The sequence below is a fragment of the Streptomyces luteosporeus genome (assembly GCF_039532865.1).
In the GTDB taxonomy this organism is placed as follows: Bacteria; Actinomycetota; Actinomycetes; order Streptomycetales; family Streptomycetaceae; genus Streptomyces; species Streptomyces luteosporeus.
The window spans coordinates 155,227-173,472 of record NZ_BAAASL010000002.1 but is presented as its reverse complement, the minus strand read 5'-3'; the positions used below and the strand labels follow the sequence as shown (position 1 = coordinate 173,472).

At 74.1% G+C, this 18,246-nt stretch carries 17 protein-coding genes; 8 read left to right on the top strand and 9 right to left on the bottom strand.

Translation table 11 applies throughout. The annotated features are described in order from the left end of the window. The first annotated feature begins 40 nt into the window (after positions 1–40). Both ABD361_RS02975 and ABD361_RS02970 read left to right on the top strand, forming a co-directional pair. The gene (locus ABD361_RS02975) at positions 41–1,021 is read left to right on the top strand and encodes a TauD/TfdA family dioxygenase (protein ID WP_344433048.1); all 981 of its coding nucleotides are present in this window, start codon (positions 41–43) and stop codon (positions 1,019–1,021) included. Between the two features lie 108 nt (positions 1,022–1,129). Beyond that, positions 1,130–1,900, top strand: a complete 771-nt coding sequence (locus ABD361_RS02970) for a LuxR C-terminal-related transcriptional regulator (RefSeq protein ID WP_344433047.1) — start codon at positions 1,130–1,132, stop codon at positions 1,898–1,900. On the opposite strand, the gene ABD361_RS02965 is transcribed toward ABD361_RS02970, so the two are convergent. Then, entirely contained in the window at positions 1,783–2,586 is an 804-nt protein-coding gene (locus tag ABD361_RS02965; protein WP_344433046.1) for a 4'-phosphopantetheinyl transferase family protein, read from the bottom strand. The genes ABD361_RS02970 and ABD361_RS02965 overlap by 118 nt on opposite strands. A gap of 281 nt (positions 2,587–2,867) precedes the next feature. After that, positions 2,868–3,512 (bottom strand): ScbR family autoregulator-binding transcription factor, encoded by a 645-nt coding sequence (locus ABD361_RS02960; protein WP_344433045.1) that lies wholly within the window; start codon positions 3,510–3,512, stop codon positions 2,868–2,870. A gap of 252 nt (positions 3,513–3,764) precedes the next feature. On the opposite strand from ABD361_RS02960, the gene ABD361_RS02955 reads away from it, so the two are divergent. The 4 genes from ABD361_RS02955 to ABD361_RS02940 all read left to right on the top strand — a co-directional run bounded on the left by ABD361_RS02955 (position 3,765) and on the right by ABD361_RS02940 (position 7,369). Next, the gene (locus ABD361_RS02955) at positions 3,765–4,724 is read left to right on the top strand and encodes a ScbA/BarX family gamma-butyrolactone biosynthesis protein (RefSeq protein ID WP_344433044.1); all 960 of its coding nucleotides are present in this window, start codon (positions 3,765–3,767) and stop codon (positions 4,722–4,724) included. Continuing rightward, entirely contained in the window at positions 4,721–5,674 is a 954-nt protein-coding gene (locus ABD361_RS02950) for an NAD-dependent epimerase/dehydratase family protein (RefSeq protein WP_344433043.1), read from the top strand. The genes ABD361_RS02955 and ABD361_RS02950 overlap by 4 nt, the downstream gene beginning before the upstream one ends. Positions 5,675–5,897: 223 nt before the next feature. After that, positions 5,898–6,794, top strand: a complete 897-nt coding sequence (locus ABD361_RS02945; RefSeq protein ID WP_344433042.1) for a LysR family transcriptional regulator — start codon at positions 5,898–5,900, stop codon at positions 6,792–6,794. A gap of 59 nt (positions 6,795–6,853) precedes the next feature. Further along, positions 6,854–7,369, top strand: a complete 516-nt coding sequence (locus tag ABD361_RS02940; RefSeq protein WP_344433041.1) for an NUDIX domain-containing protein — start codon at positions 6,854–6,856, stop codon at positions 7,367–7,369. Positions 7,370–7,470: 101 nt separating this feature from the next. Here the strand turns inward: ABD361_RS02940 and ABD361_RS02935 are convergent, their stop codons facing one another. The 3 genes from ABD361_RS02935 to ABD361_RS02925 all read right to left on the bottom strand — a co-directional run bounded on the left by ABD361_RS02935 (position 7,471) and on the right by ABD361_RS02925 (position 10,740). Further along, the gene (locus ABD361_RS02935) at positions 7,471–8,745 is read right to left on the bottom strand and encodes a globin domain-containing protein (protein ID WP_344433040.1); all 1,275 of its coding nucleotides are present in this window, start codon (positions 8,743–8,745) and stop codon (positions 7,471–7,473) included. 109 nt (positions 8,746–8,854) lie between these two features. Then, complete coding sequence (locus ABD361_RS02930) at positions 8,855–9,484, bottom strand: HAD family hydrolase (RefSeq protein WP_344433039.1); 630 nt, start codon at positions 9,482–9,484, stop codon at positions 8,855–8,857. Positions 9,485–9,504: 20 nt separating this feature from the next. After that, positions 9,505–10,740, bottom strand: coding sequence for an MFS transporter (locus ABD361_RS02925; RefSeq protein WP_344433038.1), 1,236 nt, complete (start codon positions 10,738–10,740; stop codon positions 9,505–9,507). Positions 10,741–10,877: 137 nt separating this feature from the next. On the opposite strand from ABD361_RS02925, the gene ABD361_RS02920 reads away from it, so the two are divergent. Then, complete coding sequence (locus ABD361_RS02920; RefSeq protein ID WP_344433037.1) at positions 10,878–11,336, top strand: MarR family winged helix-turn-helix transcriptional regulator; 459 nt, start codon at positions 10,878–10,880, stop codon at positions 11,334–11,336. A gap of 94 nt (positions 11,337–11,430) precedes the next feature. On the opposite strand, the gene ABD361_RS02915 is transcribed toward ABD361_RS02920, so the two are convergent. From ABD361_RS02915 to ABD361_RS02905, 3 genes are all read right to left on the bottom strand, one after another. Then, entirely contained in the window at positions 11,431–12,174 is a 744-nt protein-coding gene (locus tag ABD361_RS02915; RefSeq protein ID WP_344433036.1) for a TetR/AcrR family transcriptional regulator, read from the bottom strand. A 355-nt stretch (positions 12,175–12,529) separates the two neighbouring features. Further along, entirely contained in the window at positions 12,530–13,657 is a 1,128-nt protein-coding gene (locus ABD361_RS02910; protein WP_344433035.1) for a pyridoxal-phosphate-dependent aminotransferase family protein, read from the bottom strand. A 95-nt stretch (positions 13,658–13,752) separates the two neighbouring features. Beyond that, positions 13,753–15,138, bottom strand: coding sequence for a serine hydrolase domain-containing protein (locus ABD361_RS02905; RefSeq protein WP_344433034.1), 1,386 nt, complete (start codon positions 15,136–15,138; stop codon positions 13,753–13,755). A 93-nt stretch (positions 15,139–15,231) separates the two neighbouring features. Between ABD361_RS02905 and ABD361_RS02900 the strand changes: the two genes are divergently transcribed. Next, on the top strand, positions 15,232–16,470 hold the full coding sequence (locus ABD361_RS02900) for an MFS transporter (protein WP_344433033.1): 1,239 nt from the start codon (positions 15,232–15,234) through the stop codon (positions 16,468–16,470). On the opposite strand, the gene dnaB is transcribed toward ABD361_RS02900, so the two are convergent. Continuing rightward, the gene (dnaB, locus tag ABD361_RS02895) at positions 16,437–17,897 is read right to left on the bottom strand and encodes a replicative DNA helicase (RefSeq protein WP_344433272.1); all 1,461 of its coding nucleotides are present in this window, start codon (positions 17,895–17,897) and stop codon (positions 16,437–16,439) included. The genes ABD361_RS02900 and dnaB overlap by 34 nt on opposite strands. Between the last annotated feature and the right edge of the window lie 349 nt (positions 17,898–18,246).

Here is an 18,246-nt window from a genome sequence, read left to right as displayed (position 1 = left end):
GCGCAGCCCTTCCCTCCCTACCTCAGACGGTGATCAATCCATGACCGCAATACTCGAATCCCGGGTCTCCGTGCCGACCGTGACGGTCGACCCCTACAGCGCGCCGGCCGTCGAGCGGACGGTCCGCGACCTGCGCACCGCGGCCGGGGGCCGGGTGGACAGCCCCGAATGGGTGGCCGCCGCCCGCGACGCCTGGTCGGAGTTCCCCGCCACGCTGCGCCGCGCCCTGGCCGACTACCGGCGCGACTCCGGCCGTACCGGCGCCCTGCTCGTGCGCGGCCTGCCGGTCGGCGAGGAGGAGCTGCCCGACACCCCGTCGGCACCCGACTCGGTGCAGCGCACCGCCACCGTCGCCGCCGGCGTGCTGACCGCCGTCGCCTGCGGCCTGGGCGACCCGGCCGCCTTCCGTCCGGAGAAGACCGGTGCGCTGGTGCAGGACGTCATTCCGCGCCGCGGCCAGGAGGACTTCCAGGGCAACGCCGGCTCGGTGCTGCTGACGTTCCACACCGAGAACGCCTTCCACCCGCACCGCCCCGACTTCGTGATGCTGATGTGCCTGCGCGCCGACCACGAGAAGGTGGCCGGGCTGCGGACCGCATGCGTGCGCGAGGTGCTGCCGCTGCTGTCGGACGAGGGCCGTGCGGCGCTGTCCGCGCACGAGTTCGTGACGACCGCCCCGCCGTCCTTCGGCACCGGCGGCACCGACGCCCCGCACCCGGTGCTGTCGGGCGCGCCCGACGACCCGGACCTGCGCGTGGACATGGCGGCGACGACGCCGCTGACCGACCGGGCCCGCCGGGCCATGGAGGAGCTGCGGGAGCTGTTCGAGCTGACCGCGCAGACGGCCCGGCTGCTGCCGGGCGACCTGGCGATCGTCGACAACCGGGTGACGGTGCACGGCCGTACCGCCTTCCGGCCGCGCTACGACGGCCGGGACCGCTGGCTGCAGCGCACGTTCGTCCTGTCGGACCTGCGGCGCTCGCGCGTCCACCGGGCCGGCGACGGCTACGTCCTGGACTGAAGCCGGGCGCACGGCGACCGCAGGGACGGGGCCGGTCACGGGCGCGGCGCGAGGAGCGCACGCCGGTGCCGGCCCCGCCGCGGTCGTGCACGACCAAGGAGGAGAGACGTGCCACCCATCGCACTGACCGGCCGCCCGGCCGGTCCCACTGCCGTCGGCGCGCTGCGCGTGGTGGTGGACGAGCCCTTCGCCCTGCTGCGCACGGGCCTGTTGCGCACCCTGGCCGACGCCGGCCACACCCCCCTGTCCCCCGGGGACCGCCCGCTTGCCGCCACCGTCGCCGACCACCGCCCGGACGTGGTCGTCGCCGCCGCCGGCCGCCTGCAGGAGGTCGTCGCGCTGCGCCGCGAGCGGCCCGCAACGCCCGTCCTGGTCCTGTCGCGGCGGGCCGAGGCGCACCACGTGCCGCAGCTGCTGGCGGCGGGCGGCCGGGGCACGGGCTACCTGCTGCACCGGCGGATCGGGGACGAGGCGGAGTTCCTGGACGCGCTGACGCGCGTCGCCCGCGGCGGGACGGTGCTGGATCCCGACGCGGTCACCCGCGCCCTGCGGGCGCACGAGGCGCACGACGACCTGGCGCAGCTCAGCCCCCGCGAGCGCGAGGTGCTGGCGCTGATGGCCGAGGGGCTGAGCAACGCCGGCATCGCCCGCGCACTGGTGGTCTCGACGGCGACGGTGGAGAAGCGGGTCGCCGGCGTCTTCGCCAAGCTGGGGCTGGAGCCGGACGGCGTGGCCAACCGCCGGGTGCTGGCGGTGCTGCGCTACCTGCGGGCGGCGGGCGACTGCGGCTCGTCCAGCACGTGCGCGATCCGTTCGGCGCCCCAGTGCGCCCTGACCTCCACGGGTGCGGTGCCGAGCACCGCGAGGGTGGCCAGGTAGCCCTCGCCCAGGGCGAGTTCGGGTGCGGTGCGGTCGGTCAGGTCGGTGAGCTGCGCGCGGACGCCCGAGCCGCCCGGGCCGTGCCAGGCCAGCAGGGCCGGCGGCTCGGCGGGCGACGAGACGGTGAAGTCGGTCATGGGCACGGCCAGCCCGTCGCCGGTGGCCTTGAGGACGGCTTCCTTGCGGGTCCAGTACGTCAGGAAGCCGTGCTGCCGGGCGGCCGCCGGCAGCGTGCGCAGCGCGTCGCGCTCGGCGGGGGTGAGGGTCAACGACGCCTCGACGGGCTCCTCCTCGTCCGCGTCGCCCGGGGCGGTGAGCTCCTCGACGTCCAGGCCGAGGGGCCGGCCGTGGGCGAGGGCCACCAGGACGCGGTCGCCCGAGTGCGAGACGGACAGCTCCCAGCCCACCGCGGCGCCGTCGGGGCGCGGCTTGCCGTGCGGTCCGCCGCAGTCGGGGCAGCGCACGGGCAGGCGGACGGCGTCGAGGCCGGCGCCCACCTGCTCGGCGAGGGCGGCCTTGGCGAGCACGCGGCCGGTGACGAAGCGGGCCCGGTCGCCCTCGTGCGCGTAACTGCCGAAGCGGGACCGCTCGGCGGCATCCAGCAGTGGCAGGTAGCGGTGCGGCTCGGGCAGCGGCGCCGCGCCCCAGACGTGGCAGACGGCGTGCGGCATTGCGCTCGGCTGCAAGGCACCTCCAACCAACGGACCGTACGGCGAAGGGTCCTCCGCCGGTCCTGCCATGGTGGCCCGGGCGGGCGGGCCGGCGGTATCCGGCTGACCTCCGCGTTCCTTACGGAAAACCCGCCCCGGCGGGGCGGGCCGGGTTTTCGGGAGGCGGCGTCTCAGGACGTGTCCGGTGGATCGTGCAGCGCCCCGTAGGGGCGCCGTGGTGCCGCGTGACGAAGATCCGCCGGACAGTCCCTAGGAGGCAGCGCCTCGGGAGGCGGCGTCCTCAAGAAGCAGCGTCCTCAGGAGGCGGCCGGCAGGTCCTTCGCCGCGGCCTCCGCGTACCCGCCGGTGCCGCGCGGGTCCATGTGGGCGAGGGCGCCGGGGAAGGCGATGCCCGGCAGGACGTGCTGCCAGAACTTCGTGATCCGCCCCGGCAGGTCGGCCCGGCCGGTGAGGATCTCCGACATCACCTGGATGCCGGTGAAGGAACCGACGATCATCATCGCGGTCTCGTGCGGCACGACCTGCGGCAGCACCTCGCCGCGGTCCTGCGCCTCGGTGAGCAGCCGCTCGATCACGCTCACCCACGCCTCGTAGGGCGCGGGCGCCGGGGAGTCGAACGTGGTCTCCAGGGTGAGCCGGATGCTGGCCCGGAGCATCACGTCGTGCTGCAGGGCGCGGGCGGTCTCGTGGGTGAGGTCGATCGCCCCCTGCAGGCCCTCGCCGGTGGTGGCGCCGCCGGCCATGCCGAGCTGCTCCTCGATGACGGCCTGGGCGAGGGCCTCCTTGGAGGCGAAGTGGAAGTACAGCGCGCCCTTGGTCACCCCGGCCCGCTTGAGGATGTCGGAAATACCGGCCCGCTCGTATCCGTACTCGCCGAAGACCTCGGCCGCCGCCTCCAGAACAACACGACGGGTCCGGACCGCTCGTTCTTGTCTTGCCACGTGATCTCTACCCTTCGTACCCCCCGTGGACATCTGCGCAGCCCACAGCATAAGAGAAACGCCAAAAGAGACCGAGGATCGACCTGAAAGCAGCTTGACGCAGACACGATCATGGCGGGGGGATCAGTGCGGCATCGGTGTACGAAATCACGCGATCTTGGCCCTTGAAAAAAACCGGCTGACCGGTATCGTGGCCTGAGTCGTCGCCAGAAGCGCCCTCACCAGGCGCCACCGCACTCGTCTCAGGGGGACATGATGACCGCGACACTCATCAGGGGAGCAACGACCACCACCGCGTACGACCGGGCCGCGTACGACCAGACCGTGCCCCGGCAGTTCGTCCACCGTTCCGCGCTGTCCGAGGTCTTCCTGACCGGCTCCGCCGGCCTCGGCGAGGGGACGTACCTCGTCTCCGCCCAGTGGCCGCGCGCCCACTCCTTCTTCACCCTCGAACGCAACCGCCGCCACGACCCCATGCTGGTCGCGGAAACGGTGCGGCAGACCGGCCTGCTGATCGCCCACACCGAGTACGGCGTCCCCCTCGGGCACAACTTCCTCATGTGGGACCTCTCCTACGACATCGAGGAGGAGGGCCTGCACATCGACGGCGCCCCCTCCGAGGTCACCGCCGTCGCCACCAGCCACGACGTGCGCATGCGCGGCACTCAGCTGGCCGGCATGCGGCTGCGGATCGAGCTCTTCCGCGACGGCAGACGCATAGGCGGCGGCGGGACGTCCTTCCACGTCACCTCGCCCACCGCCTACCGCCGGCTGCGCCCCATCGACCTGCTCAGCGCCTGGGCGGACGCCGCCGAGGCACCGCTGCCCGCCCCCGTCGACCCGCACCTCGTCGGCCGCGACCGGGAGGAGGACGTGGCCCTCGCCCCCGCCGCCGGGACGCACACCTGGGACCTGCGCGCCGACTGCCGCCACCCCGTCCTCTTCGACCACCCCGTCGACCACGTGCCCGGCATGGCCGTCATGGAGGCCATGCGCCAGGCCGCCCACCTGGTCGCCGGCCCCGGACCCGTGACACCGGCCTCCTACACCACCGAGTTCGCCCACTACGTGGAGTTCGGCACGCCCTGCACCGTGCACGCCGAGATCACCGGCCGCACCGAGGAGGGCACGCACATCACCACCCGGGCCGTCCAGGACGGCCGGACCGCCGTCACCGGCCGCCTCGTCATGCGCCCGCGAGCCCGCGCATGAGCACCGGACGCATCCTGCTCACCGGCGCCACCGGCTTCATCGGCTCCACCGTCCTGCAGGAGCTGACCCGCACCACCGACGCACCCGTTCGGGCCCTGGTCCGGCGCCCCGTCGCCACCTCCCCCGGCCCGGCACCCGAGTACGTCCACGGCGACCTCACCGCACCGGACTCGCTGCGCGGCCTGTGCACCGGCGTCGACACCGTGCTCCACCTCGCCTCGTACGTCGGAAGCGACGAGGACACCTGCAAGGCGGTCAACGCCGCCGGCACCCGCGCCCTGCTCGCCGAGGCCCGCCGGGCCGGCGTGCGCAGGATCCTGTACGCCGGCACGACCGCCGTCCTCGGCGCCGGCCCGCACCGCGGCCTCGCCGAGGACGCCCCCGCCCGCCCCGTCTCGCCCGCCAGCCGCACCCGGCTGGCCGCCGAGCAGGCCGTGCTCGCGGCGGGCGGCACGGTGCTGCGGCCGCCCCTGGTCTACGGACGCGGCGACACGTGGGTGGTCCCCGCGATCGCCGAACTGACCGAACGCGTACCCGCACTGATCGACGGCGGCCGCGCCCTGCTGTCCCTGGTCGCCGTCGACGACCTGGCCCGCCTGGTGGTGGCGGTGGCCGGCAGCGACGCCGTGCCCGCCGGCGTCCACCACGCCGCCCACCCCGAACCGGTCGCCTTCCGCGACCTGCTGGACGCCCTCGTCACCCACGCCGGGCTGCGCCCGCCCGTGGACGACCTGAGCCAGGAGGAGTACCTCGCGCGCCTGCGCCGCACCTCCGGGCGCGTCTCGGAGCACCAGGTCTCGCTCATCGCCGCCGACCGCTGGTACGCGAGCCGGCGCATCTGGGAGCTGGCCGGCTGCGCCCCCGGCCCCGGCCTGCGCATCGCCGAGCACGCCGACTGGTACCGCGCCCACCTCGCGGGACGGGCCCGCCCCTACGGCAACGCCGCCTGACAGCACCACCCGACGAAAGCGGCCGGCGACATGGCCGACGACATGGCGAAAGGGCGGCTCGAGCCTCCCCCCTCTTGGCTCGAGCCGCCCGGCTCCACGAGGAAGAGCCGCGCGAACCAGGCTAGTTGACTCTGCGTCAGTGTCCAATCACGCCGGCGACACCGCCCTATCGACTTATTTATAGTTCCCCCACAATCAGTGGCGACAAGCCAAGGGGAGACACATGGATCTGGCCCTCTTACGCACGTTCGTCACGGTGCACCGGGCCGGCTCCCTCACCCGCGCCGCCGCCCTCCTCGGCCTCTCCCAGCCCGCCGTCACCAGCCAGATCCGGGCCCTCGAACGCCAGGTCGGCCGCCCGCTCTTCCTGCGCGTCGCCCGCGGCGTGCGCCCCACCACCACCGGCGACGAACTGGCCCACCGCATCGCCCCGCACGTCGACGCCCTGCTGGAGATCACCGAATCCGGCTTCGCCGGCCAGGGCCCCGCCCGCACCCTGCACCTGGCCGGGCCGCCCGAGTTCACCGCCCTGCGCATCCTGCCCGCCCTCGCCCCGCTCATCGGCCGCGGCCTGACCGTGCGCGCCGCCCACGGCATGGCCGAGGAGCTCTTCGAGGGCCTGGCCGCCGGCCACCACGACCTCGCCGTCACCACCACCCGCCCCCGCGGCCCCCTGCTGACCGCCACCCCGCTGTGCGACGAGGAGCACGTCCTGGTCGCCGCCCCCCGCTGGGCCGCCCGGCTCGGCGGCCCGGCCGTCCTGCGCGACAAGGGCGCGAGCGCCCTGGAGGGACTGCCCGTCGTCGAGGTCCACGAGAGCCTGCCGCTCCTGGCCCGCTACTGGGCCACCGTCTTCGACTCCGCACCCGTCACCGCCGGCACCGTCGTCGTCCCCGACCTGCGCGCCGTCCTGGCGTGCGTCGCCGCCGGGGCCGGCATCGGCGTCCTGCCCCGCTACCTGTGCGGCGACGCCCTCGACACCGGGGAGGTGGTGGCCCTGCTCGACCCGCCGGTGCCGCCGCTGCGCACGTACTTCCTCGTCGTCCGCGCCGGCACGCTCGGCAACCCGCAGCTGGCCCGGGCGCACGAGTGGCTGCTGCGCGCAGCGGTGTCGTGGTGAGACGCCCTTTCACCCGGCACCCGCGTTTCGCCCGCCGGTCCGCGCGGCAGATCTTCCCCATGACCGAACGCCCCGTGGTCAAACGCACCGCCCGCGCCATCCTGCTCGACACCCTCGACGCGCCCGGGGGCGGCTCCCGCCCGGCCGGCCACGAGATGATCCTGATCAAACGCACCAAGCCCGGCGAGCCGCCGTACTGGATCACTCCCGGCGGCGGCGTCGAGCCGCAGGACCCCACCGTCGTCGCCGCCCTGCACCGCGAGGTCGACGAGGAGCTCGGCGCCAAGGTCACCGACGTCGTCCCCGCCTTCGTCGACACCGTCCGCCACTCCCTGCACCACGCCGCCCACGGCGTGAAGGTCCAGCACTTCTTCGTCTGCCGGCTCGCCTCCATGGACCTCTCCCGGCGGCACGGCCCGGAGATCGACGAGCCCCACGGCACGTACGAGGTGGTGCGCATCCCCTTCACGCCCGCCGGCCTGGAGTCGGTCGAGGTCGTCCCGCCGTCCCTGCGCACCTACCTCCGCGAGAACGTCGAGGGCATCCTCGCCCTCCTCGCCCCCGACCTGGGCTGACGCCGAGCGCCCCGAAGGGGCGCGGGGCAGTGTCGATCTGCGGCTGCCGCCGCGTGGGCGCGATCGGCCACCGCCGGCCCGCAGACGAAGTGCCGCGCCCCCTACGGGGCACCCGCCGAGGCCAGCAGTTCGTCGAGGGAGTCGTGCCGGATGCGGTGCGGGGGGATGCCGATGCCCAGCAGGGCGTCCACCCCGCTGCGGACCATGCCGGGCGGCCCGGAGAGGAACGCCTCGTACGCCGTCCACGGCCCGTACTTGCGCACGACCTGCGGCAGCCGGCCGCTCAGCCCCAGCGTCGGGCCGTCGGAGACCACCGGGCGCACCGACAGCCAGCGGTGCACCTTCTGCAGCCGCAGCAGCGTGTCGAGGTCGTACAGGTCGTCGTCGTGCCGGGCGCCGTAGAAGACCTCGACGGGACGGCTGCGGCCGTGCTGTGCCACGTCCTCGACCAGCGCCTTGATGGGGGCGATGCCGGTGCCGCCACCCAGGCAGAGCATGCCGTCGTCGGTGCTGTGGTCGGCCACCATCGACCCGGCCGGGGGCCCGAGGCGGACGACGTCGCCGGGCCGGGCCCGGTGCACCAGCGCCCCGGACACCCAGCCCGCGGGCACGGCCCGCACGTGGAAGGTGAGCAGGCCGTCGGAGCGGGGGGCGCAGGCGAAGGAGTAGTGCCGCCACACCCGTGGCCACCACGGCGTCTCCACGCTCGCGTGCTGCCCGGCGCGGTAGGGGTAGGGCGCGTCGGGCCGGACGGTGATCACGGCAATGTCGTGGTTGCGGGGTTCGTGGGCGACGATCTCCGCCTGCCACCAGGGCGGGGAGGTGCGCTCGTCCGCGGCGGCCGCGTCGATCATGATCTGGGAGACGGTGGTGTACAGCCGCGCCCACGCCGCCTCGGCGGTCGCGTCCCACGTCTGCGTGGCGTAGCGGGCGAGCGCGCCGAGGAGGGCCTCGCCGACGGCGGGGTAGTGGGCGGCGACCGTGCCGTACTTGCGGTGCCCGCGGCCGAGTTCCGACAGGTACGTGGTGAGCACCGGCACGTCGTCGGCGTGTCGGGCGGCCGTCAGCAGCGCCTTGAACAGCCGGTCGCGCTGGACGTCCATGGCGGCGGGGAACAGGGCGCGCAGGTCCGGGTCGCGCAGGAAGAGCAGGGCGTAGAAGTAGGAGGTGACCTTGTCCGCGACGGGCTCGATCTCGGCGAGCGTGCGCCGCACGAGCGCCGCGTCGGCGGACGGCTGCGCCGCGCTGCCCTCCGGCCGGTGCGCCCGCTCCTGGTAGGCGAGCGGCTGCCAGCGGCTGCCGAGGCTGGACGGGGGCGCGGTCGCGCAGGAGGCCGGTATGCCCCCGCCGTTCGCCGGGGTGCTGGGAGCGTCCATCGTTCCCTCGCTCGGACGTCATCGTCTGCTGATGGAGCGCAGCCTGCCACCGGCATATCGGGCGGCAGAACGATTCAGCAGAAGTCCGAACGGGCGCGGGGGCGTTGCTCTAGGGTGCCCCGACGAGGGCGTGTGCCTCGCGCAGGTCCGTGCCGCGGTAGGAGTGCGTGGCGACGTGCTGGACGTGGTGGTCGGCGTTGACCGCCACCGACACCGGCACCACCTTGAACAGTTCGGCGTCCGACATCGAGTCGCCGTACGCCACGCAGTCGGCGCGCCCGAGCCCGTACTGCGCACACAGCGCATCGGTGATGCGGACCTTCGCCGAGGCGTCCAGGATGCCCGCCGGGTCCACCCGCTCCCGGAAGGGCACCGACGGCCACCGCGAGCCGTGGGCGGCGTCGGCGCCCCAGTCCAGCAGGCGCCGGACGAAGAACGCGGGCGACAGCGAGATCACCGCGATCCGCTCCCCGCGGGCCCGGATCGCGGCCCACACCTCCTCGATGCCGGTGAGCCACGGCGCACCGGCGAAGGCCGCGGCCACCTGGGCCTCGGTCAGCTCCGTCCACAGCGCGACCGCGCGCTCGGCGAACTGCGACGGCGTCAGCCGACCCGCGGCGAACTCCCGCTCCAGCTCGCCGGTTTCCGCCTCCAGCCCCAGCTGCCGGGCTATCTCCACGGCGGCGGCCGAGCCGTGGATCAGCGTTCCGTCGAGATCGAACACGTGCAGTCTGCTCATGGGCCGGAGCCTATGGCTTGTTACGCGGCACCAGTGCGCCCCGTAGGGGCGCTGTGCTCGGCCGTCGGGGCGACCGGCGCCCCGACAGCCACGAGCCGGCCCCCGGCGGACGCCGTCCGCCGCTCCACGGCCGCCGCGACCAGCGCCAGCAGCAGCGCCGACGCGGCCATCGCAGCCCCCACCCACGCGGGCGAGGTGTAGCCGTGACCGGCGGCGATCACGACACCGCCGAGCCAGGCGGCAATCGCGTTGCCCAGGTTGAACGCACCGATGTTGACGGCCGAGGCGAGGGTGGGCGCCTCGGCGGAGTGGTCCAGCACCCGCTTCTGCAGCGGCGGCACGGTCGCGAAGCCGAAGGCGCCGACGAGCATGACGGCCACCGCGGCCGTCGTCTTGTCGTGCGCGGCCAGCGGGAAGAGGGCGAGCAGCACCGCCAGTCCGCCGAGGGCGGTGTACAGCATGGGCATCAGCGCACGGTCGGCGTACCGTCCGCCGACAAGGTTGCCGGCGAGCATGCCGACGCCGAACAGCACCAGCAGCCAGGTGACCGACTGCGGGGCGTAGCCGGCGACCTCGGTCATCATCGGCGCCACGTACGTGCTCATGGTGAACACTCCGCCGAAGCCGAGGACGGTCATCGCCATGGCCAGCAGCACCTGGGGGTTGCGGAAGGCGGCCAGCTCGCCGGCGACCGGCCGGCGCTCGGGGCGCCCCTGGTGGGGGACGAGGGCTGCGATGCCGAGGACGGCGAGCACGCCGAGCCCGGCGACGACGAAGAAGGTGGCGCGCCAGCCGGCGTGCTGGCCGAGCAGCGTGCCCAGGGGCACTCCGGCCACCGTGGCCACGGTCAGGCCGGTGAACATCATCGCGATGGCGCCCGCCTTCTTCTGCGGGGCGACCAGGCCGGCGGCCACGATGGCGCCGATGCCGAAGAACGCGCCGTGCGCGAGCGAGGCCACGACGCGCCCGGCGAGCATGACGGAGAAGACCGGGGCGGCCGCGGAGAGGGCGTTGCCGGCCACGAACAGCCCCATCAGGGCCATCAGCATCGTCTTGCGCGGGACGCGACTGCCGAGCACCGCGAGGACGGGGGCACCGGCGACGACGCCGAGCGCGTAGCCGGTGGTCAGGAACCCCGCGGTGGGGATGGAGACGCCGTAGTCGGCCGCGATCTCGGGCAGCAGGCCCGAGACGACGAATTCCGTGGTGCCGATGCCGAAGGCACCGACGGCGAGCGCCAGCAGGGCGAGGGGCATGGGGGCAACTTTCCTTGCAAACGGTCTCTACTGGCTTAGACAATAATTGCAGACGCATTTGCTTGCAAGCGCCTGCTATTGCAGCGGAGGGATATCCTGGGGACGACCAGCACGAACGCGGCGAAGGAGGCCCACCCATGTCCCGCACGACGGACCCCGCACTGGTGGGGCTGGCTCAGGGCTGGTGCGCGCTCTCCGCACTGCACGGCCGCATCGAGGCCCACGTGGAACGCGCCCTGCAGGAGCACCACGACCTGAGCGTGCGCGAGTTCTCCGTGCTCGACGTCCTCAGCCGCCAGCACGACGGCGAGGGCGGCCACCTGCGCATGAACGAGGTCGCCGACGCGGTCGTCCTCAGCCAGAGCGCGACGACCCGCCTGGTCAACCGCCTGGAGGAGCGCGGCCTGCTGACCCGTTACCTCTGCCTCACGGACCGGCGCGGCATCTACACCGACGTCACGCCCGCCGGCCGCACCCTCCTGGAAGAAGCCCGCCCCACCAACACCCGGGCCCTGCGCGAGGCCCTGGACGAAGCCGCCACCCGCCCGGAACTGGCCCCGCTGGTAGCAGCAGTGGAGTCCCTGACGAGCGCCTAGCCCGGTTGTGGGCAATCGTCCCGCTGGGCGGGACGGGTGGGCACAACCCGACCCACGGGCAGCAACCGCCCCCGGGCCCGGGGCGCAGCCCCGGCTAGGCTCCGCGCTCCGCCCGGGCGCGGGCCCGGTGGGCGCGTTGGCGGCACGCCGCCCCGCAGTAGCGGGCCGGCCGGCCCGTCCGCGCCGGCACCACCACGCCACCGCACGCAGCGCACTGCGTTTCGTTACGCTCAGGTGCCGGATTCGGCGGGAGTTTCGTCACGCGCCGCCCCGGCCGGAGGCTGTCGCACGCCAGGGTCGTCATCCGGCCCGGTGCCACCTGGGGCCCGCGCCGCTGTTCCATGGACAGGCAGCCCACGAGCAGGGCGCGTACGTCGTCGACGGTGACGTCGGGCCGTACGGCGCCCGCCTGTTGAGCGCGTTCGAGGAGTACCGCGAGGGCGGCCCGGAAGTCCTCCTCCACGCCCGGCGAGGGCTGGAACGTGCCCTCCAGCGCGTCGCAGAGCCCCTTGTTGCGCACGGACAGCCGGACGACCGCCGCGAGGTAGCGGAAGAAGACCGGTCCGGCGTCGTCGGCACCCGCCAACTCCCTTGCCGTGTCGGTGAAGAGCCGTACCCGGTCCGCCACCGTCGCCCTGAACAGGGCGTCCTTGGACGGGAAATGGCGGTAGACCGTGCCCGTGCCCACCCCCGCGCGGCGGGCGATCTCGCCCAACGGCACGGCCAGCCCGGCCTCTTCGAAGGCGGAGCGGGCCGCACGCAGCACCAGTGCCCGGTTGCGCCGGGCGTCCGCGCGCAGCTCCGCGGGTGCCCGGACGGGGGTGCTGCGACGTGCCATGGGGTCCTTCCGCGGCCGGGGAACGAAGCGGGATCAGTGTTCCGATTCTATCCGCGGGTGTGGGCGAGCCGGCGCGGCGCCATACCGGGGCAAATGGGCACAAAGACGAAAAGGACAGCAAAAAGCCGCCCTCGGCGCGGGAGCGCCGGGGGCGGCTGGGCCTGTCCGGCCCCGTAGGGGCGCGGGGAACTGCGCGATCGGCCACGGACGGCCCGCAGCTGACACGCCACCCCGGGCTTCGGGACATCTGCGGGTGCGTCGTGGCTTGTCGCGCAGTTCCCCGCGCCCCTACGGGGCGCCGTGGTTACTGCGCGACGAGGGGGCGCGACACGTCCCGTGCCCCTGCGGGGCACCGTCAGGCGGCGGCCACCGCGTCCCAGGCCTTGCCCGCCGCGGCCAGGGCCTCGTCCGGCTCGGCGACCGGCACCTCCAGGGCCCGCAGGCCCGCGGCCAGCGCCTCCAGGGTCGCGAGGACGACCTCGCGGTCCGCGTCGAGCCCGTAGTGGTTGACGCGGATCATCTCGGTGGCCAGCGCGCCGCCGGCCGCCTGCAGCGGCACCGACGCGTCGGCGGCCAGGGCCGCGGCCACCACGTCCCGGGCGTCACGGTCCTGCGGGGCGCGCAGCGTCGTCGCCGCGGGCGCGGCGTCCTCGTCGCGTACGACGTAGGGGGCGAGGGCGCCCAGCAGGCGCACGCCGGCCCGGGTCGCCGCGGAGGCGGCCCGGTGCCGGGCGACGACGGAGTCCAGGCCCTCCTCCTGGATGCGGTCGACGGCCTGTTCCAGGGCGAGCATCTCCAGCTGGGCCGGGGCGTGCGGCAGGGCGGAGCGCCCGGCGTCGACCCAGCGCTCCTTCCAGTCCAGCAGGGACAGGTAGGAGCGGCGCGGGGCCTGCGGGTTGGCGGCGATGCGCTCCCAGGCCCGCTCGCTGACGGAGACGGCCGAGACGCCGGCCGGGCCGGCCATGGCCTTCTGGCCGCCGATGACGCACAGGTCGACGCCCCACTCGTCGGTGAGCAGCGGTTCGGCGGCCACCGAGGCGACGGCGTCGAGCATCAGCAGCGCACCGTGCTCGCGCACGACGGCGGCGATGTCGGCGACGGGGTTGGTGTTGCCCGTGGCCGCCTCCGCGTGCACCAGGCTCACGAAGTCGATGGCGGGGTGGGCGCGCAGCGCGTCGGCGATCTGCTCGGCGCTCACCGCGCCGGTGAACGGCGCCGCCACCGTCACCACGTCGGCACCGCACGAGCGCAGCCAGCCGCCGAAGGTCTCCCCGTAGGGGCCGGTGACGACGTTCAGCGCGGTGCTGCCGGGGCGTACGGCCGAGCGGATGGCGGCCTCCAGCGGCAGCAGCGCCTCGCCCTGCATGGCGACGACGGTCCGGCGGGTGCGCATCAGCGCCGCGACCTTGTCCTCGATGCGGGCGAAGTGGCCGGCCTCCAAAGGCGGGAAGTCGAGCAGGTCCGGTGCGATGTGGGCAGTCACGGTGCCTTCCAGGTGGGTGTCGCGCCGCTTGTTCGGGCGCCGCCGTTCTCCCGGTCGACTCTACGTCCGTGGTCCACCGCGTGACGACGATCCGACTATCGCCAGCCGCCCGTGTCGACTCCCCCGGGCACGGCGTCCCCGGGCTCGTAGGGGCGGCGGGTGAAGACGAAGGTGCCGATGTCCAGGTGGCTCACGGTGCCGTCGGCGGTGCGCACCGCGCGCAGGGTCTCCCCCGCGTAGTAGCCGTCGAGCCCGGTCCAGGTGCCGTCGGCCTCTGGGCGGAAACGTGCCGCGCGGCCGGGGCCGTCCACCGGTGCGAGGGACAGGGCGCGGTCCGCGCCGAGCCGCAGGGCGAAGGGGCTCGCGCCCCAGTACCAGGGCCCGGTCAGCTCCAGCAGCTCCGGGTCGGCGTCCTGCAGGGGCCGCCAGGGTGCGGGCAGGCCGGGTTCGAGCTCGGCCACGGTGGTGATCAGGTCGACGGCGACGGCGCCGGCGGTGGGCAGGGAGGTGAGGTTGCCCAGGACGACGGAGGCGATGCCTTCGCGCGGGTCCGTCCACAGCTGGGCCACGAAGCCGGGCATGGTGCCGGTGTGGCCGGCGAGGACGGTGCCGTCCTTGCGTACGAGCTGGACGCCCAGGCCGTAGCCGCCCGTCCAGTCCGCGCCCTGCGGCTCGGCCAGCGGCGTGCGCATCTCCTCGACGGTGGCCGCCGGCAGCACCGCCTCGTCCCCGGCCATGAGGAACGCGGCGAAGCGGCCCAGGTCGGCCGCCGTCGACCACAGCTGCCCGGCGGGTGCCATCCGCCCGGTGTCCGCGGCCGGTTCGGGCAGCAGGACGTCGGCCCACGGGTGCACCGCCCAGCCGTCGGCGTGCGGAGCCACCGGGTGCAGCGTGGTGCGCTCCAGCCCCAGCGGCAGCAGCACCTCGCGGCGCAGCACCTCGTACCAGTGCTCCCCGCGCAGCTTCTCCACCAGCGCGCCCAGCAGCGCGAAGCCGAGGTTGGAGTAGTGGTGGAGGCGTCCGGCCGGGTGGCGCTGCGGGCGCTCGCCGAAGAGGTCGCCGAGGCCGGGGCGCAGGCTCCCGTCCGTGCGTTCCCACCAGGGCCCGCGCGGCTCGGCGGACAGGCCGGAGGTGTGCGACAGCAGCTGGGCGATCGTCGCCCCGGCCCCCTCCGGCACCTCCAGGTGCTGCCCCAGCCGGTCGCCGAGGCCGAGCAGGCCCTCGTCGCGCAGCCGCATGACCAGCACGGCGAGGAAGGTCTTGGTGATCGAACCTATGCGGTACTGCGTGTCCGCGTCCGGCTCGCGCCCGCCGACGTCCCCGCGCCCCGCGGCCCACACCAGGTGCCCGTCGCGCACGACGGCCCCCACCATGGACGGCGTACGGCCCTCGGCCTGCCCCTGCGCCACCCGCCGCAGGAGGGCCCGCCGCGTACCCGGCAGCAGCCCGTCCCCGCCCTGCACCCCACTCGTGTCGATCATGCCCGCACCCTAACCAGGGCCGGCCGGTGCGGCAGCCCGGTTTCCCGGGCGTGCCGCCGGGGAGGCGGCGGGCCTTCTTGATAGGCAGTCGCGGTGACGCCTGATCAGCCCACCGGACCGGACGAGCCCGCCTGGCCCTTCGCCACGGCCGCGTACGCCTTCGCCGTCGCAATGTGCGGCACCACCCTGCCCACCCCGCTGTACGCGTTCTACCAGCGGGAACTGGGCTTCTCCTCGCTCATGATCACGGTGATCTTCGCGGTCTACGCCGTCGGCGTCATCGCCGCCCTGCTCCTGATGGGGCAGCTGTCGGACGTCGTCGGCAGACGGCCGGTCCTGCTGGCGGGGCTCGTGCTGTCGGCGGCGAGCGCCGCCTGCTTCCTCTTCGAGCACGGCCTCGCCGAACTCTTCGCCGGACGCATCCTCTCCGGGCTGTCCGCCGGGCTCTTCACCGGCACGGCCACGGCCGCCGTCGTCGAACTCGCCCCCCGGCGCCTGGCCGGTACGGCCGTGCTCGTCGCCACCGCCGCCAACATGGGCGGCCTGGGCAGCGGCCCCCTGCTCGCCGGCCTGCTGGCCCAGTACGCCCCCGACCCGCTGCGCCTGGTGTACGTCGTCGACCTGGCGCTGGTCGCCGTGGCCATCGCCGGGGTGCTGCTGATCCCCGAGACCGTGGGCGGCCGCCGCCGGGCCTCCCTCGTACCGCGCCGGCTGCGGGTGCCGCGGCAGGTGCGCCCCGCCTTCGTCCCCGGAGCCATGGCCGGCTTCGCCGGCTTCGCGACGCTCGGACTGTTCACGTCGGTGGCCCCCAGCTTCCTCGGCGAGGTGCTCGGCGTGCACGACCCGGCGGTCGCCGGCACGGTCGTCTGCGCCGTCTTCGCGGCCTCGACCGCCGGCCAGCTCGCCATGGGACGCGTCGGCGTCCACCAGGCCCTGCCGTGGGGGTGCGTGGTGCTCGTGGCGGGCATGGCCCTGATCTTCGCCGCGCTGCTCGCCGCCTCGCTGCCGCTGCTCGTCACCGGCGCCCTCGTCGCGGGCTGCGGGCAGGGCCTGTCGTTCCGCGCCGCCGTCACGGCGGTGGGCGACCTCGCTCCGGCCGAGCGGCGGGGCGAGGTCACCTCCGCGCTGTTCGTGGTGCTCTACGTGGCCATCTCGATCCCCGTGGTCGGCGTCGGCGCCATGGCCACGGCCTTCGGCCTGCGCTCCTCGGGGCTGGTCTTCAGCGCCTGCGTCGCCCTCCTCGCGACCACGACGGCCGTGCTGCTCGCGCTGCGCCCGCTGGAGGGCGGGCGGCGGGATCAGGTCTGGGCCATGTCCACGAAGCGCGAGTAGTGGCCCTGGAAGGCGACCGTGATGGTGGCCGTCGGACCGTTACGGTGCTTGGCCACGATCAGGTCGGCCTCGCCCGCGCGGGGCGACTCCTTCTCGTACGCGTCCTCGCGGTGCAGCAGGATGACCATGTCCGCGTCCTGCTCGATGGAGCCGGACTCACGCAGGTCGGAGACCATCGGCTTCTTGTCGGTGCGCTGCTCGGGACCACGGTTCAGCTGCGAGAGGGCGATGACCGGCACCTCCAGCTCCTTGGCGAGGAGCTTGAGGTTACGGGACATGTCCGAGACCTCCTGCTGCCGGCTCTCGGGACGCCGGGCGCCGCCGGACTGCATCAGCTGCAGGTAGTCGATGACGACGAGCTTGAGGTCGTTGCGCTGCTTGAGCCGGCGGCACTTGGCGCGGATCTCCATCATCGACAGGTTCGGGGAGTCGTCGATGTACAGCGGCGCGGCCGAGACGTCCGGCATCCGGCGCGCGAGGCGCGTCCAGTCGTCGTCCGTCATCGAACCCGAGCGCATGTGGTGCAGGGCGACGCGGGCCTCGGCGGACAGCAGGCGCATCGCGATCTCGTTGCGGCCCATTTCGAGGGAGAAGATGACGCTGGGCAGCTGGTTCTTGATCGAGGCGGCGCGGGCGAAGTCGAGAGCGAGGGTGGACTTACCCATGGCCGGACGCGCCGCGATGACGATCATCTGGCCGGGGTGCAGGCCGTTGGTCAGGGCGTCGAGGTCGGTGAAGCCCGTGGGCACGCCGGACATCTGGCCGCTGCGCGAACCGATCGCCTCGATCTCGTCGAGGGCGCCCTCCATGATGTCGCCGAGCGGGAGGTAGTCCTCGCTGGTGCGCTGCTCGGTGACCGCGTAGACCTCGGCCTGGGCCTTGTTGACGATGTCGTCGACGTCGCCGTCGGCGGCGTATCCCATCTGCGTGATGCGCGTGCCGGCCTCGACCAGGCGGCGCAGGACCGCCCGCTCGTGGACGATCTCCGCGTAGTACTCCGCGTTGGCCGCCGTGGGGACCGACTGGACGAGGGTGTGCAGATAGGCCGCACCGCCGACCCGGGTGATCTCACCGCGCTTGGTCAGCTCCGCCGCGACCGTGATGGGGTCGGCCGGCTCGCCCTTGGCGTACAGGTCGAGGACGGCCTGGTAGATCGTGGCGTGGGCGGGACGGTAGAAATCGTTGCCCTTGAGGACCTCGACGACGTCGGCGATGGCGTCCTTGGACAGCAGCATGCCGCCGAGCACGGACTGCTCGGCGTCCAGGTCCTGCGGGGGGACGCGCTCGAAGCCGGTCTCGCGGCCGCTCCAGTCGCCGTCCTCCGCGCCGCGGTCGTGCTGCTCGCCCCGGCCCTTGCCGTCGCCGCGGCGGGCGCGGGGGAAGGGGAGCCGGTCGCTGGGGCCGCCGTCGTCCCAGGGGTCGTCCATGGGCTCGGGGATACTCACCCGGGGACCTCCTACGGCACGGGGAAACGGACGACGGACAGCGCGCCCGACTCCGGCGGCCGCCGGTCCACGGTAGGGCCGCGGGCACCGTCAGCCAATCTGGTTATCCACAGGGGGTGTGGATGAGCGGCCCCAGTCTGTGGAGAAGTCCCCGTAACCTGTGCACAGCACGGGGGACAGCGCTGTGGACAAACACACAATCCCCCTGACCCAACCCCTCTGACCTGCACCTTTGCCATCCACCGGCTGTTGAGGAGAAAAAGTTTCGCCCGTGGCCGGAGATCACGACAAACGGCACAGAGAAGATCACACAACACCCCGCGACGTAAGG

Coding starts and splice junctions, on each gene's coding strand:
- ABD361_RS02975 (WP_344433048.1), top strand. CDS start 41: ATGACCGCAATACTCGAATCCCGGGTCTCCGTGCCGACCGTGACGGTC.
- ABD361_RS02955 (WP_344433044.1), top strand. CDS start 3,765: ATGATGACCGCGACACTCATCAGGGGAGCAACGACCACCACCGCGTAC.
- ABD361_RS02950 (WP_344433043.1), top strand. CDS start 4,721: ATGAGCACCGGACGCATCCTGCTCACCGGCGCCACCGGCTTCATCGGC.
- ABD361_RS02945 (WP_344433042.1), top strand. CDS start 5,898: ATGGATCTGGCCCTCTTACGCACGTTCGTCACGGTGCACCGGGCCGGC.
- ABD361_RS02940 (WP_344433041.1), top strand. CDS start 6,854: ATGACCGAACGCCCCGTGGTCAAACGCACCGCCCGCGCCATCCTGCTC.
- ABD361_RS02935 (WP_344433040.1), bottom strand. CDS start 8,745: ATGGACGCTCCCAGCACCCCGGCGAACGGCGGGGGCATACCGGCCTCC.
- ABD361_RS02930 (WP_344433039.1), bottom strand. CDS start 9,484: ATGAGCAGACTGCACGTGTTCGATCTCGACGGAACGCTGATCCACGGC.
- ABD361_RS02925 (WP_344433038.1), bottom strand. CDS start 10,740: ATGCCCCTCGCCCTGCTGGCGCTCGCCGTCGGTGCCTTCGGCATCGGC.
- ABD361_RS02920 (WP_344433037.1), top strand. CDS start 10,878: ATGTCCCGCACGACGGACCCCGCACTGGTGGGGCTGGCTCAGGGCTGG.
- ABD361_RS02915 (WP_344433036.1), bottom strand. CDS start 12,174: ATGGCACGTCGCAGCACCCCCGTCCGGGCACCCGCGGAGCTGCGCGCG.
- ABD361_RS02905 (WP_344433034.1), bottom strand. CDS start 15,138: ATGATCGACACGAGTGGGGTGCAGGGCGGGGACGGGCTGCTGCCGGGT.
- dnaB (WP_344433272.1), bottom strand. CDS start 17,897: ATGGACGACCCCTGGGACGACGGCGGCCCCAGCGACCGGCTCCCCTTC.